We start from the raw sequence: 14342 nt of genomic DNA, 5'->3' as shown, positions 1-14342 counted from the left end.
AATATGAAATATCAAATAAATTTGTTTTTTTATGTAAGTAAAGCAAGGTATGATTGCTAGCTTTGTAATAGCTGTGGTTTGTGTCACCGAATGAATCAAGAATGTATTACAGGTCTAAGTCAGGCTTGGAAAGATATTTGTGATCAATATACTGAAAATGAACATCTTGCAGCATTGCAATTTATCCAAAGGCATGTTGAACATTTAGTTACTGTTTTTTATGAACAAATGTCACGTGAGCCAGAGTCAGCTGAATTTTTTAAAGACGATATCATTCAAAAAAGGCTCATCGACACTTTAAGAAAATGGTTGTTAGAAACGTTTAATGTCGCACTGAATGGTGAATTTGAAAGCTCAGTCAAAAGACAGCAGAAAGTTGGAATGGTACACGCGCGTGTTGGTATTCCGTCATGGTTCATCATGCGTGGTGTACGTGAAATAGAACGTAAAATATTTGAAATTTTAGAGTTAAACCAAACGCAAAATATTCTCCATATGTGCAGTTATATTGTACAAATTATGGGGTTCAGCACAGAAATTATGTGCCGCTCTTATGAGATCAATACGGAAAAAAACCAAGAAACAAAACACAATTATCGCTTATTTTCAGCGATGCAAGATGTAGCAGTGCATAAAGATAAACAACGGGGTTCATTGCTCGACTGGGAAAATGAACTGATGTTTAAAATCTTTTCGGGCAATGTTGGTTTTTATCATCCCTTATTTTCAAAATCAGAGTTTGGGCTATGGTTCATTCATAAAGCGGCATATGCTTTTTCTGGTTCAGATCAGGTTCAACTGATTATTGACCGAATTTATGAAGTGGATCAATTAACCCAGCAAACGATGCAGATGACGGAAAAAGATCAGCTGCAACAGTTGATTCAACAGATTCGTGAATTGAACCGTGAAATTCAGCATTTAGTCGATCAACTATTTCAAGTGGCTGAATATATTGAGTCTGGCAACGATTCTTTGACTCAACTTCTAAACCGCCGCTATCTCAGTACGATTATTTCACGTGAAATTACCTTTGCGCGGCAAAATGAAACGCCATTGTCTTTGCTCGCCTTTGACGCGGATTATTTTAAAATGATCAATGATAAGTTTGGTCATGCAGCAGGTGATCTCGCACTCAAATTTATTGCTGAAGCCTTGCAGCGTTATAGTCAAGGTAGCGATTATGCATTCCGTATCGGTGGTGAAGAGTTCTTATTACTCTTGGTCGATACTGGTGTAAACCGTGCGATGAAAATTGCAGAAAATATTCGCCAATATATTGAAAAGGGCTTGATCCGAACGGCACAAGGTCAGCAATTTAGTTTTACCGTAAGCATTGGTTGTGTGCAGTATGATGGCCATCCTGATTATCAGCGTTTCTTAGATGCCGCAGATCATGCGCTGTATGCGGCAAAAAATAATGGTCGAAACTGTATCCAAGTCACTAAGCATTTGTCGTATATCTAATTCATTCTGAGAATAAAAAACTCCCTTATGTGGGAGTTTTTTTATGGGTAAAGAAGTTTAATGGCGAGATGTGCCGTAATTTAAACTTCAACAACCACATAGTATTTTTTGACGGCTTCGACAACTTCAAACTTGCCCTGAAACGATGGGGGAATAATGCCCGCATGGCCAGCGGAAACCTCGATATATCCACCTTGTTGATCATGAATACGTACTAAACCTTCAAGGATTGTAAAAAATTCTTGTTTATTGGGTGCAAAGACAATATTCCATGCGCCAATTTCACATTGCCAAATCCCGCAGTCCATATTGGGGTGTACATACAGGCTTGCAGTTTCACGTTTAGGATTGCCCTGAACCAAACGGTCTGGGCGAGGGAAGTCTATGCTGTGTTTGGCTTGCGCTAAACCCTGACCGGCAATATATACATCTGACATGATTCATCCTGAAAATAGTGCTTTGCTATCAAAGCAAATGATTTGGGACATTAAAACACAAATAAAAAAAGCCTCAAAAGTTTGAGGCTTTTTTAAAGAGCTGACGCTGAATGTTCTATTAATAGCTTTCAGGCACAGCACTTAAGAATTCACGGCGTTCTTCTTTATTGGTTTTAAAGTCACCGACAAAAGAAACGGTACGCGTTGTAGACTCTTGTTTACCCACACCACGCATCATCATGCACATGTGAGCTGAATCAATAACCACAGCAACACCACGTGCACCAGTCACCTCAGCCACAGCTTCAGCAATCTGCTGAGTAAGGTTTTCCTGAATTTGTAAGCGACGGGCAAACATTTCTGTAATACGTGCGAATTTTGATAAACCTAAAACATTGCCTTCTGGGAGATAAGCAATATGTACACGGCCATAAAAAGGCAATAAATGGTGCTCACACAAAGAATAGAATTCGATATTCTTAACTAAGACCATTTCACGGTTATCGGATGGGAAAACCGCATTGTTGGTCACTTCTTCAAGTGTCTGGCTATAACCAGAAGTAAGATATGAAAAAGCTTTAGCAGCACGCATAGGCGTATCTTTAAGACCTGGGCGATTCAGATCTTCACCAACGGCAGTTAGGATATTTGCGTAGGATTGCTGCATAGACATAAGACGTGTTCACTTACACTGAGAGATTGAACAAGGACGGCATTGTAGCAGAAAACTATTACAATGCCTTCTTTTGGAGTTAAATCCGATTATTGTTTAAACTGTGGGTTCTTTTCTGCACGTTTAAGCAGAACCAGTACAGCACCTGTACCGCCTTGTTTTTCTGGGGCGCTCACAAATGCCAATACATCACGATGTTGACGTAACCAACTATTTACATAAGTTTTTAAAATTGCTTCTGGTCCTTTGCCATGCACAATTTTAATGACGTTTTGATTGTCATCTTTCGCCATTTGAATGATTTGCAGCACAGCCGAACGAGCTTCTTCTACAGTGCAACCGTGTAAGTCGACTGCTTCGAACCAACGTAGATTACCGGCTTTTAAATCTTCAAAAACTTTATGTTGTAAGGTTGCAATGCGATAGCTTAAAGCAGCTTGACTGGCAACAGGGTTGAGCATCGCTTGCGTATCAGAAAGTAATGCATCATCTGTTTCCATAGGACCAATTGCAGCAGCACGTTTAGCCAACGTTTGCGCATCAGGTTTTTTACGACCCACTTTTTCCATTTTTGCAGTATTTCCTGCATTCATTTTTTGAACACCTTGCATTTGCTTTTGGAAAAGCGCGAAGTCTTCTTCCTGCTCTTGTTCAACAGTCTTTGGCGTTGGCTCAGGCTGTTTAGCAATCGTAGAGGAATGTGGATTCGTAATTTGCTTTTTAAAAGATTTCAGTAGGTTGTACTGATCTTTTGAAAGCGAAGAATCGTGTTTGCTCATAATGAAAAAACGGGAAATATACAAAAATTTAGAGCAATTATAGCCTTAAATGGCACTGATTTGAACTGGAAAGACTTTATATCAAGAAGATCTCTTAATTCATTACAAGTCCTATTTGGGCTTCAAAGTTGAATTAATTAATTTAATAACTTTTTTATTTTTATATTGTTCTGCAAGAGCTAATGCTGATTGTTCTTCATTAAATTTAGAAAGACACACGATTTCGGTTGAAGCGCCTTTTTCAAGTAAATAAGAAATTATCTGATATTGATTTAGGCGAATAGCTTTACCTAATGGGGAGCATCTAGTGAAATAATATGTTTGTGGTTCAACTTCATCTACTACAAGTTCATTTATTTTTCTCAGCTTCATTTTTTTGATGAAAGAAATATCTGTGTGCTCGATTGCCGCCATAATTAAGGTGGTATCATAAAATTCATTGTTTTCACCTAAATTTAAATATTCAAGATACAAATTTTTGGCTTTTTCATAATTATCAATATCATTTTTCTGTGTCAGGTTCTTTATCGCATTTTGGAAAAAATCATTCATATCATCAAAATCATTTATTGCTGCATGGAATATGAATAGATTTATTAAATATGGCTCATCAGCTAAATTCTTTTTCAATAAATGAGGGTTATCTTTATAAAAAATCTGTTCAAAATGATATAATTTTTCCATGGAAAAAGGGTGCGGTTTAATATTGATTGGTTTTGATAAAGAATTTTTATGTTCTTTAGAAATAGAAAAATAGGTTGAATTTTCAATATTCTTGTTTTTAGTATTGATTGAGAAATTAATGACTATTGGTAAGCCTTGATAACTAATGATTTCAATTTGATTCTTATTGAAATCATAATTTTTGCCCTTTAGCACGTTAGTATTTATATTTGGAAAAATTTGATTTAGGTCAATCTGCGCAGCAATGATGCCTTCGGGCATATTGGAAATATTAAAGTAGAGGATATGATTTTGGTCAATATGATACGGTGAGCCAGTATAAAGAGTTATATTTTTTGCCCAACTTATCTGGTGTAGTGAAACCAAGATTAATGAAATGAATAGAAGAGTAGAAGAAATAATCGACTTCATTATTTTTTAATTCTCAAATGAATAAAAATTATAAAAAGGATGTGTAATTTTTTTAATATGGATGCAAAGGAGGAAAAGGGTGAGCGAACTCACCCTACATATTTCATTTATATTTTATCAGGCACACCAAACAGCTCCTTAAACGCCTGATCAGGACGTGGCTGCTTCATAAAACTCTCACCGACCAAGAAGGCATGAATGTCATGTTCTTGCATCATGGCAACATCTGTGGGTGTGGCAATACCGCTTTCTGTCACGAGTAGGCGAGAAGGCTCAAGTAACTTCTTCAAACGTAATGATGTATTGAGGTCAACTTCAAAGGTTTTTAAATTACGATTATTGACGCCAAGTAGACAGTTGTCAGAAAGACGCATTGCACGCTCAAGTTCTTCTTCGTCATGTACTTCAACCAATACGTCGAGATTGTGCTCAAAAGCAGTTTTCGACATTTCTTCGAGTTGTTGATCTGACAAACAAGCCACGATTAATAAAATACAGTCTGCATGTAAAGCGCGCGCTTCAATCACACCATATGGATCAATCAAAAAATCTTTACGTAGCGCAGGTAAGTCGCAATGCGTGCGAGCAATTTGAATGTTTTCATCTGCACCTTGGAAAAAGTCGACATCAGTTAAAACAGACAAACACGCTGCACCAGCATCTTGATACTGCTGCGCAATTTCAGCAGGTTTAAAGTTTTCACGAATGATGCCTTTCGATGGTGATGCCTTTTTAATTTCAGCAATCACCCCCGGACGTTTAGAGCCGAGGTTTTGTGCAAAACCTCGAACGGGTGTAGCTGCTTGAGCTAGCTCTTCGACATCTTTATAGCTACGTTGTTTAAGACGGGCTGCAAATTCTTCTTTTTTACGGTCAACAATTTTACCTAAAATTGTATTGGCGATATCTACCATGATTTGAGTCCTAATCTTAAGCTTCGTATTCTTTTAAAGTTTTCGTAAATTCAGACAAAATGCCCATTTTCTCTAGTGCTTGACCGCCATAGATAATGTCATGTGCTAATGCAACACCTTGTTTATAGCTATTGGTTAAGCCTGAAACATAGATACCGGCACCTGCATTTAGGGCAATCATATTCGCGGCTTTATCACCGAGTGCAGATTTATTTTTACCTAAAGCATCTTTAATTAATTTTAGACTTTCCGCAGCACTATCTACAGATAGACCTGTTAAGGTTTGCGACTCGATATCTACAGCTTCAGGTTGAATTTCCCATTCAGTGACCTCGCCATCTTTAAGTTCTGCAACATAAGTACTTGATGCAAGGCTAATTTCATCTAAACCGTCTTTTGAATGCACCACCAAGACATGTTCTGCACCGAGTTGTTTTAAAACTTCAGCCATAGGACGACATAATTCTGTAGAGAAAACACCAATCACAAAACGTTTTACGCCGGCCGGATTCGTAAGCGGGCCAAGTAGGTTGAAAATACTACGGAAGCCCAATTCTTTACGTGGACCAGCAGCATATTTCATGGCTTTATGATGATTAGGTGCAAAGAGGAAACCAACGCCCATTTCACGAATACAACGTTCAGTTTGCTGCATGTTCAGGTCAAGGTTAATTCCAGCTTGTTCTAAAAGATCAGAAGAGCCTGATTTTGATGAAACACCACGACCGCCATGTTTAGCAATGGTTGCACCTGCTGCTGCAATGACAAAACTAGACGCAGTAGAAACGTTAAATAAGTTTTGACCATCACCACCTGTACCAACGATATCCACCAAATGTGGCAGATCACTGACATCGATTTTGATTGCAAACTCACGCATTACACGTGCTGCGGCAGTGATTTCATCAATACTTTCACCTTTTTGGCGTAAGCCCATCATCAGTGCGCCAATTTGAGCATCGGTCGCTTCACCTTGCATGATGGTACGCATCACTTCTTCCATTTGAGGTTGAGTGAGTTCAATATTTTTCGTGATGTTATTTAAAGCTTGTTGAATATTCATAATATTTTTTGCACTCGATTAAGCGTAAATTTCTAAGAAGTTTTTAAAGATTTGATGGCCATGTTCACTAAGAATTGATTCAGGGTGAAACTGCACGCCTTCGACAGGCAATGTCTTATGTTTTACGCCCATGATTTCTTCCATCGTGCCATCTTCTTCATTGGTCCAGCAGGTCACTTCTAAACATTCAGGCAAAGTCGCTTGATCAATCACCAAAGAGTGATAACGCGTTGCTGAAAATGGCGAAGGGAGGTTGCTGAAAATGCCTTGATCGCTGTGATACATGTCAGATAAACGACCGTGCATCACTTTTTTAGCGCGAATAATATCGCCGCCAAAAGCTTGTCCTATGGCTTGGTGGCCTAAACACACACCGAGTAAAGGAATTTTTCCCGCAAAGTGTTGAATCGCAGGAATTGAAATACCTGCTTCACTTGGCGAACAAGGGCCAGGACCAATGACTAAATACTTCGGTTGCCATCGATCGATATCTTCCAATGTCACGGCATCGTTACGTACAACTTTTACTTCCTGATTTAACTCGCCAAAATATTGGACGATGTTGTAGGTAAAAGAGTCATAATTGTCGATCATCAAAAGCATGAGCGTATTAACCTTTGAAATTTATGCACTTAACTGTGCTTAGAATAGTCCGAAATGATTCTAAATAGTTGTATATTGACCCAAATATCGTGTGGATATTTTAAATAGAAAAATAGTGAAATATTTAGAATGCAGCCAATCATAGCAAATATTATTCAATTTCTGCTGAACAATTTCGCCAAAGTTCATCGCAACTGAAATCATTTCAGCAAATTATCGACTTATAAATTTAGGATTTAAGTTGAACAAAGCAATAGGCTGAATTTAAGTGTTTAAAATGTGTTCAATTGATATTTTAAAAAGATCTGCTTACTGTCGTTAAAAATTGCAATTCAGGCTCTAGCTGGAAAAATATGAACCGTTTTGAAGCAAAATCACCAAAATGGAGCACAATTAATGCAAAGGTAGATTGATCAAAATTAAAACAAAATGGTTAAATCTACTTCAAAAAAAGAGTGCTTTAAGGGCTCAAAAAACCTAAATATCGATCATGAATATAGTTATCACGCTGGTATTTTTCCATCTAGAACTAGCTAAACCATTAGTTTCTATCGTATTTAAATTCGACCTTAAAGCTTTAATAAAATCCTAATAATTTTATCGTTGAAAGCGATTAATCATTTTGGTGCATACTGGTGCAAAACCAAGTTGCACTATTTTGATACACCTGCGAGAAGTTTTTAAACAAAAGTGATGAAGAGTGGCTGAATATGGTGCATTTACTGTTACACACAGTATAATAGTCGAAAAGCAAGGAGCTAAAATCTTCTATTCTGATAAGGAATTCAGTATTTTAGCTTAGCTTTTAAAAGTTGGTACGGTAATTGCTTAATAACTACCAACTACTAACACGCACTTCAGTGTGCACAAAAAAATCATCGGAGCAAAATGAGCATGGCGAACAAGGTCCTTCAACTCATCCAAGAAAGTGGCGCAAAATGGGTCGATTTTCGCTTTACTGATACTAAGGGTAAAGAACAACACGTAACTTACCCAGCAGATTCAATCGACGAAGATACGTTTGAAGATGGCAAAATGTTTGATGGTTCTTCAATTGCTGGTTGGAAAGGCATTGAAGCATCTGACATGATCTTACGTCCAGATGCAGAAACTGGTTTTATCGACCCGTTCTTTGCAGAAGCTACAGTTGTTGTGACTTGTGACGTTATCGAACCTTCAACTGGTCAAGGTTATGAACGTGACCCACGCTCTATTGCTCGCCGTGCGGAAGAATACCTAAAATCAACGGGTATTGGTGATACTGCTTTCTTTGGTCCAGAACCAGAATTCTTCGTTTTTGATGAAGTAAAATGGGACATCGATATGTCTGGCGCGCGTCACACATTAATCGCTGAAGAAGCTGCTTGGTCTACTGGTAAAGATTACGAAGCGGGTAACTCTGGTCACCGTCCACGTGTGAAAGGTGGTTACTTCCCAGTTCCTCCTGTAGATTCTTCACAAGATATGCGTGCAGATATGTGTGCAAAAATTGAAGACATCATGGGCCCAGGTCGTGTAGAAGTACATCACCACGAAGTTGCATCTTGCCAGCTTGAAATCGGTGTAAGCTTCAACACTATGGTTCGTAAAGCGGACGAAGTACAACAGTTCAAATATGCTGTTTGGAACGTTGCTCACCAATATGCTAAAACTGCTACGTTTATGCCTAAACCAATGGTTGGCGATAACGGTTCTGGTATGCACGTTCACATGTCGATCTCTAAAGACGGCAAGAACTTGTTTGCTGGTGATGAATACGCTGGTCTTTCAGAAATGGCGTTATACTTCATTGGTGGTGTGATCAAACATGCTCGTTCATTGAACGCAATCACAAACCCTTCGACTAACTCGTACAAACGTTTAGTTCCACATTTTGAAGCACCGATTATGCTTGCTTACTCAGCACGTAACCGTTCAGCTTCTATTCGTATTCCTTACGTTTCAAGCCCTAAAGGCAAACGTATCGAAGCACGTTTCCCAGATCCAATGATGAACCCGTACTTAGGTTTCGCTGCACTTCTTATGGCTGGTCTTGATGGTATTCAAAACAAGATCCACCCAGGTGAAGCTGCTGACAAGAACTTGTACGACCTTCCTCCTGAAGAAGAAGCTAAAATCCCTACAGTGGCTCATAGCCTAGATATGGCGCTTGAAGCGCTTGCTGCGGATCATGATTACCTTCTTAAAGGTGGTGTGTTCACTAAAGAAATGCTTGATGCCTACATCGAACTTAAAACTGAAGAAGTTCGTCGTCTTAACACGACTACTCACCCAGTTGAATTCGACATGTACTACAGCTTGTAATTCTGTACAGAATTTCACTGTAAAAAGACCCGCCTTGTGCGGGTTTTTTTATGGAATGGGTTAAGATAAAGCAAAGAGTTGAATGAATATCTAAACATGGCAAAACCACGTAAAAAACATACCGGTTTTTTTCCTTGGATTGATCCATCGGATCAGGCAAAGGGATTTAAACTCAACTTTTCAGAAGTGACTTATTTGGAAGTGGGACGGACAGTTGAAGGTTATAAGCAGGCTCAATTTGTCGAACTGAAAAACCCAGAGTTGGCATTGGAGTTTGATTACCCTGAAAGTTTTTATATTACGACCGAAGGGCTGGTGCTGATTAAAACGCCGCAAGGCAAGTTTGAAGCCATTGCCAAGACAGATAACTTTTAATTCAACACGATAATATTGAACTGAAAAAATGACCTACAACGTTGCAGGTCATTTTTTATTGAATATCTAGAAATTTGCCAAACGTCATTTCAAACCATGCTGTTTTAAATTGTCGCCTTCATAAGGCGCATCTTCGGCGGGGTAGCGCAGCTGTGTAATTCCTTGAGTTTTGGCAATCGACCAAATCACACTTTCACCCGCAGGAATGTTTTGACTGCGCTGCGCATATAAGGGGTCTTGTAGGGCGTTTGCTGCTGAAATAAAAGTCCAGCCATGTTGCTGAAATGCGGTAATGACATCCTTTAAAAATGCAGCATTAATGGCATTTACATGTAAAAGTAAAACATGTTGTGGCGAACGATTTATGGTGAGCTGTGCAAGTTGGTCATAATAATCTGCTCGGTGAAGCAGGTGAGCAATATAAGCTTGTTTTAGTCGGTCTAATTTGTCCTGATCTTGCTGTTTGGCATTGTCGAGATATTTTCGGTTATAAAACCAGTCACTGGCATCAATACTCACACCGCCAATGCGGTATTGATGTTGCTCTAACCACTGATAGACAGCATCACGTTTTTCAGCGTTATTACCTTCTTTTAAAAATGGATAACGGTAAATACGGATGTAATTCGGCAGCGTTTTTAGCACTGTATCTGCCTGTTCAATGCTGTGCAGATAATCGTGTACAGTGACATTTTCTTTATTCAGATTTTGGTGCAGTGCACTATGATTGCCAATCAGATGGCCAGATTGTCCCCACGCTTGAATCAGTTGTTTACCTTGATAATCGCCAATTTTAATCAGGCTAGGGAAGACAATAGTTTTGATTTGTTGATCATGCAGATATTTTAAAATTTGGGCATTGATTTGTTCCGCTTGTGCGTTAAACGCTGGATTTAATCCATCATCAAAACTGAGCGCAATAGATTTTGCTTGAGCCGTGATATTGGCACAAAGTAAAACGAAAAAAATAAAAACATATAGCGGCTTATATGGAAACATTATGCTTGTGTAATTTGGTGGTTATCCACGACATCATACTGGGTAAGTGAGGTTTGTGTTGATTACATATGTAATGAAGTGCTTAAGCTGTTTTAGTTTTGCTCATTTTACTGAAAACAAGCTATGGGTCATGAAAAACGATGTTGAGTTGGTTACACTAAGGATTCGCTATACTCAGCAAATGCTTATAAGGGAAAGGAAATATGCAGCGTCAAGCATGCGAAATGCGGGATAAAAGAATGTCTCCTGAATTAAGAACATGGTTGTATGCTTCGGGTTCATTAACCCAACAATTAACAGATTTTGCCCAAGGCGTATTTAAGGTTGAGCCGAGTATTGAGCAATTTCAACGTATGACGCTTCAAGATGCACGGTGGCTACAAATGCCAATACAGCACACAGCTTGGGTACGTGAAAGTTATTTATATGGCTGTGAAGCTGAGCCGTGGGTCAAGGCAAAAAGTATATTTCCAATCCTCAGTATACAAGGCCGTGCGCGGATTTTTCAGCATATTGGAAAAAAACCCATCGGACATTTTTTATTTCAACGGACCAATCCGAAGTGTGAGCGGCGTGTACTGTGGCTAGACGATGGTTGGACACGTCAGAGCTGTTATACTTGGCATGGTTGTAAATTTATAGTTCAGGAAACTTTTTTAGCGAGTTTTGAGCAATATTTGCAGAAATAACATTACCAGATGAAGGACAGTCATGGCCGTGGTGCAAAAGATTACTTGGCAGCAGCGTTTAGAAGCTTATTACTATTTATGTCGCTTCGATAAGCCAATTGGCACGGAACTGGTTTTTTGGCCAACTATGTGGGCACTGTGGATTGCCAATCAAGGAACACCGCAATTCAGTATTTTGATTCCTATGATTTTGGGTACGATATTTATGCGTGCAGCAGGTTGTGCGATTAATGACTTTGCTGACCGTAAAGTCGATGGTGCTGTGGAAAGAACCAAGCATCGTCCTCTAGCGACAGGCGTAATTAGCGCTAAAGAAGCCATATATGTATTCTTGATCTTGGTGCTTGCTAGCGCATGTATGTTGTTCTTTTTACCGATAGAAACTTTTTATTGGTCCTTTGGTGCATTGTTTTTAGCGTTCATTTATCCCTTTATGAAACGCTACACGCATCTGCCACAAGTATTTTTAGGCGCGGCATTTTCATGGTCGATTCCTATGGCTTATACCGCTGTGGGGCAAACACCTGATTTAACGTGTTGGTTATTGTACTTTGGTAATTTGGCATGGACTGTTGCGTATGACACACAATATGCCATTACTGACCGTGAATATGATTTGAAAATTGGCGTGAAATCGACTGCGATTTTATTTGGTAAATACGATATTGAAATCATTTCTTTATTACAGGCGCTAAGTATTGTACTGATTGGTTCTGCGTTGTATTTAGAAGATCTCTTGATGCCATTTGGTTTAGTTGCAATGTTGGCTGTGGCTGCCGATTTTATTTACCAATGGACTAAAACCAGAGGCCGTGATCCGCAGTTATGTTTTTGGTCGTTTCGCCATAACCGTTGGGTAGGGCTTATGATTTTTATTGGAATTTTCATGGCACTGACGCTTTAATGTCATTGATCTGAAACTGTTTAAAATGAGCTAAAGCATCCTATTTGGGTGCTTTTTTTTATGTATTAATAAAAAGGCATGTAGTTTCATGCTTAAAGAATAATGATTAAAAAGGATATTTTATGAAAAGTTCAAAAATAGCATTAGCTCTGACAGTTGCAGTTTCTATGCTGTCTTTAACCGCGTGTAATGACGATGATAATGACTCATCATCTTCGAATCAAAAATCAACATTTGTGTCTGAAGCAAATTATGCTTTAGATACTGTAGACAATACATCGTCCATTAAAGTCATGACGTATAACATGACCAATGTGCAGGGGAAAGCAGCAACAGCAACAGCCTTAGTATTATTTCCAAAAGCTACACAACCTAAAGATGGGTATCGTGTTGTGGTATGGGAGCATGGAACAGTCGGGGCTGGAGATGAATGTGCGCCAAGTAAAAATCTAATTCATCCACGTTTTAAAATTCTAGCTAATACGCTTATGGCGGCAGGTTATGTAATTGTGGCACCAGACTATGAAGGTTTAGGAACCAAGGGAGTTCATCCATACCTCAATTTATCGAGTGCGGCAAATTCGGCGCTTACTGCGGTTAAAGCGGCAAAAGAACATTATGGTAAGCAACTCAATGGTCAGTGGATGTCGATCGGTCAATCGCAAGGTGGTCATGCATCCTTAGGGACGGCGGAATTTGCAAATACGGATGCAAACTATAAAGGGGCAGTGGCAGCCGCACCTGCGTCGAGTTTGGGCACGATTATTAAGATCTATTTAGATCCAAAACTAAATGTTGATGCAAATGGTCAACCTAAAGCCCATGGATTGAATAGATTGGATGAACAGTTGGCACAAGTGCGTTATGCACTTGGTATGGGGCAGCTTTCGGAGGTTCAAGCACAAGCGTTAATTGATCAAATTGCAGATGGCTATGCTGAGCTTTTGGCATATGCTGCATTGACCAGTTCGGGTATTAAAGCCTATGAGCCAAATTATGATTTAAAAAATATTTTTACTGCTGATGCCGGTGTTATTGCAGAAAAAGCCTATGGACGTACAGGGGATGACGGTGCATGTTTAAGTTATGCCGATCCAAATGGCGCAAATGGTTTGCAAGAACAGTTTAAAGCAGCTGTGATTGAATTCTTAAAAGATCCAACGCATACGGTTTCACAGTACGGAATTGATTTGAATAAAATCGATACCGATCCTGTTGTTCAGAAATTTTTAAATGATAATCAGCCAGCGACAAATATAACTGCAGCTAAAGTGATTAAAGCCCCTGTTTATATTATTCAAGGTGCAAATGATCAGGCAGTTATTCCTGTGGTTACGCAAGCGCTATTTGCAAATATGAAATTGCAAGCGGTGAAATACTTCCCACAGGCAAAATATGAGGATGGATATTTATTGGATATTGTGCCAAAAGCAAGTCATACACAGGCGATTATCTGTAGAAATGCGCAAGCGGTCGAATTTATTCAAGCTAAAATGTCCGCAGGTACAGGTATTGATTTAACCAATGAGCAAAAAGATGCGAGCCAAAGTCCACATTGTACGGGTATAGTTGCTTCAAGCTAAGTTTTTAAATAATAAAAAAGGAGCATGTCTCCTTTTTTTATTGAATATTGGATTGTTAATCATTCAATCCGTGAAAATGAGGGGGTATAGTTGGTTAGAGTAAAGAATGATATGAAGGCTTGAGCGAATTTTGTTTTTTGCTATATTGGGCGTCGAATTATTTATGTAAATGAAAGAATCGTTATGTCTGAAGTTAAGCCAAAGCCCAATACCAAAAAGATGATCATTTTGATGGCACTTGGGCTATTGATTCCTATATTTTTGGTCAGTATGGCTTTTCTTGCAGTCAATAGTGATGCCAAAAACCAAGAAAAATATAAGCAACAACAAGCTGAAATGATTGAGCGCATTAAAGCTAAAGAAGCCCAAGATGAGGCTTTGGCTGCTGAGGCTGACCAAGCAGTATCAGAAGTGCTGGCTGCTCAAGAGTCAAATGCTCAATAAAATTCTGCTTACG

General features: G+C 38.9%; 15 protein-coding genes. 7 read left to right on the top strand and 8 right to left on the bottom strand.

Features of this window, described 5'->3' with window-relative positions; all coding sequences use genetic code 11:
• The first annotated feature begins 90 nt into the window (after positions 1 to 90).
• The gene (locus tag FTU12_RS13745; RefSeq protein ID WP_168379157.1) at positions 91 to 1467 is read left to right on the top strand and encodes a diguanylate cyclase; all 1377 of its coding nucleotides are present in this window, start codon (positions 91 to 93) and stop codon (positions 1465 to 1467) included.
• 80 nt (positions 1468 to 1547) lie between these two features.
• On the opposite strand, the gene FTU12_RS13740 is transcribed toward FTU12_RS13745, so the two are convergent.
• From FTU12_RS13740 to FTU12_RS13710, 7 genes are all read right to left on the bottom strand, one after another.
• Positions 1548 to 1904: a cupin domain-containing protein gene (locus FTU12_RS13740; RefSeq protein ID WP_180003198.1), complete on the bottom strand. Its 357-nt coding sequence runs from the start codon at positions 1902 to 1904 to the stop codon at positions 1548 to 1550.
• A 118-nt stretch (positions 1905 to 2022) separates the two neighbouring features.
• Entirely contained in the window at positions 2023 to 2571 is a 549-nt protein-coding gene (folE, locus tag FTU12_RS13735) for a GTP cyclohydrolase I FolE (protein WP_171262632.1), read from the bottom strand.
• Positions 2572 to 2666: 95 nt separating this feature from the next.
• Entirely contained in the window at positions 2667 to 3356 is a 690-nt protein-coding gene (locus FTU12_RS13730; protein WP_078190270.1) for a Smr/MutS family protein, read from the bottom strand.
• A gap of 111 nt (positions 3357 to 3467) precedes the next feature.
• The gene (locus tag FTU12_RS13725; RefSeq protein WP_180114595.1) at positions 3468 to 4451 is read right to left on the bottom strand and encodes a hypothetical protein; all 984 of its coding nucleotides are present in this window, start codon (positions 4449 to 4451) and stop codon (positions 3468 to 3470) included.
• 107 nt (positions 4452 to 4558) lie between these two features.
• Positions 4559 to 5365, bottom strand: a complete 807-nt coding sequence (gene trpC / locus FTU12_RS13720) for an indole-3-glycerol phosphate synthase TrpC (RefSeq protein WP_180107231.1) — start codon at positions 5363 to 5365, stop codon at positions 4559 to 4561.
• Positions 5366 to 5381: 16 nt separating this feature from the next.
• Entirely contained in the window at positions 5382 to 6428 is a 1047-nt protein-coding gene (trpD, locus tag FTU12_RS13715) for an anthranilate phosphoribosyltransferase (RefSeq protein ID WP_078191968.1), read from the bottom strand.
• Between the two features lie 18 nt (positions 6429 to 6446).
• Positions 6447 to 7031, bottom strand: a complete 585-nt coding sequence (locus FTU12_RS13710; RefSeq protein ID WP_218945838.1) for an aminodeoxychorismate/anthranilate synthase component II — start codon at positions 7029 to 7031, stop codon at positions 6447 to 6449.
• A gap of 888 nt (positions 7032 to 7919) precedes the next feature.
• Here FTU12_RS13710 and glnA point away from each other — a divergent pair.
• The gene (gene glnA, locus FTU12_RS13705; protein WP_171262625.1) at positions 7920 to 9335 is read left to right on the top strand and encodes a type I glutamate--ammonia ligase; all 1416 of its coding nucleotides are present in this window, start codon (positions 7920 to 7922) and stop codon (positions 9333 to 9335) included.
• Positions 9336 to 9431: 96 nt separating this feature from the next.
• Positions 9432 to 9710, top strand: coding sequence for a hypothetical protein (locus tag FTU12_RS13700; RefSeq protein WP_180114594.1), 279 nt, complete (start codon positions 9432 to 9434; stop codon positions 9708 to 9710).
• An 84-nt stretch (positions 9711 to 9794) separates the two neighbouring features.
• Here FTU12_RS13700 and FTU12_RS13695 read toward each other — a convergent pair whose 3' ends face one another.
• Positions 9795 to 10709 carry a polysaccharide deacetylase family protein gene (locus tag FTU12_RS13695; RefSeq protein ID WP_180114593.1) on the bottom strand — a complete coding sequence of 305 codons (915 nt, stop codon included), beginning with the start codon at positions 10707 to 10709 and terminating at the stop codon, positions 9795 to 9797.
• Positions 10710 to 10912: 203 nt separating this feature from the next.
• Here FTU12_RS13695 and FTU12_RS13690 point away from each other — a divergent pair, with 203 nt between their 5' ends.
• From FTU12_RS13690 to FTU12_RS13675, 4 genes are all read left to right on the top strand, one after another.
• A complete protein-coding gene (locus FTU12_RS13690; RefSeq protein ID WP_111884531.1) occupies positions 10913 to 11398 on the top strand; it encodes a chorismate lyase in 486 nt (161 codons plus the stop codon).
• Positions 11399 to 11420: 22 nt separating this feature from the next.
• Positions 11421 to 12302: a 4-hydroxybenzoate octaprenyltransferase gene (ubiA, locus tag FTU12_RS13685; protein ID WP_180114592.1), complete on the top strand. Its 882-nt coding sequence runs from the start codon at positions 11421 to 11423 to the stop codon at positions 12300 to 12302.
• Between the two features lie 122 nt (positions 12303 to 12424).
• Positions 12425 to 13885, top strand: a complete 1461-nt coding sequence (locus FTU12_RS13680; RefSeq protein WP_180114591.1) for a S9 family peptidase — start codon at positions 12425 to 12427, stop codon at positions 13883 to 13885.
• Positions 13886 to 14068: 183 nt separating this feature from the next.
• Positions 14069 to 14329: a hypothetical protein gene (locus tag FTU12_RS13675; protein WP_168379169.1), complete on the top strand. Its 261-nt coding sequence runs from the start codon at positions 14069 to 14071 to the stop codon at positions 14327 to 14329.
• Positions 14330 to 14342 lie beyond the last annotated feature (13 nt).

The sequence above is a fragment of the Acinetobacter sp. YH12063 genome (assembly GCF_013419715.1).
In the GTDB taxonomy this organism is placed as follows: Bacteria; Pseudomonadota; Gammaproteobacteria; order Pseudomonadales; family Moraxellaceae; genus Acinetobacter; species Acinetobacter amyesii.
Note: the sequence above shows the minus strand (reverse complement) of the source record. Positions and strands in the feature narration are given on the sequence as shown.

Coding starts and splice junctions, on each gene's coding strand:
- FTU12_RS13745 (WP_168379157.1), top strand. CDS start 91: ATGAATCAAGAATGTATTACAGGTCTAAGTCAGGCTTGGAAAGATATT.
- ubiA (WP_180114592.1), top strand. CDS start 11,421: ATGGCCGTGGTGCAAAAGATTACTTGGCAGCAGCGTTTAGAAGCTTAT.
- FTU12_RS13740 (WP_180003198.1), bottom strand. CDS start 1,904: ATGTCAGATGTATATATTGCCGGTCAGGGTTTAGCGCAAGCCAAACAC.
- FTU12_RS13690 (WP_111884531.1), top strand. CDS start 10,913: ATGCAGCGTCAAGCATGCGAAATGCGGGATAAAAGAATGTCTCCTGAA.
- glnA (WP_171262625.1), top strand. CDS start 7,920: ATGAGCATGGCGAACAAGGTCCTTCAACTCATCCAAGAAAGTGGCGCA.
- FTU12_RS13675 (WP_168379169.1), top strand. CDS start 14,069: ATGTCTGAAGTTAAGCCAAAGCCCAATACCAAAAAGATGATCATTTTG.
- trpD (WP_078191968.1), bottom strand. CDS start 6,428: ATGAATATTCAACAAGCTTTAAATAACATCACGAAAAATATTGAACTC.
- FTU12_RS13710 (WP_218945838.1), bottom strand. CDS start 7,031: ATGCTTTTGATGATCGACAATTATGACTCTTTTACCTACAACATCGTC.
- FTU12_RS13695 (WP_180114593.1), bottom strand. CDS start 10,709: ATGTTTCCATATAAGCCGCTATATGTTTTTATTTTTTTCGTTTTACTT.
- FTU12_RS13725 (WP_180114595.1), bottom strand. CDS start 4,451: ATGAAGTCGATTATTTCTTCTACTCTTCTATTCATTTCATTAATCTTG.
- FTU12_RS13680 (WP_180114591.1), top strand. CDS start 12,425: ATGAAAAGTTCAAAAATAGCATTAGCTCTGACAGTTGCAGTTTCTATG.
- folE (WP_171262632.1), bottom strand. CDS start 2,571: ATGCAGCAATCCTACGCAAATATCCTAACTGCCGTTGGTGAAGATCTG.
- trpC (WP_180107231.1), bottom strand. CDS start 5,365: ATGGTAGATATCGCCAATACAATTTTAGGTAAAATTGTTGACCGTAAA.
- FTU12_RS13700 (WP_180114594.1), top strand. CDS start 9,432: ATGGCAAAACCACGTAAAAAACATACCGGTTTTTTTCCTTGGATTGAT.
- FTU12_RS13730 (WP_078190270.1), bottom strand. CDS start 3,356: ATGAGCAAACACGATTCTTCGCTTTCAAAAGATCAGTACAACCTACTG.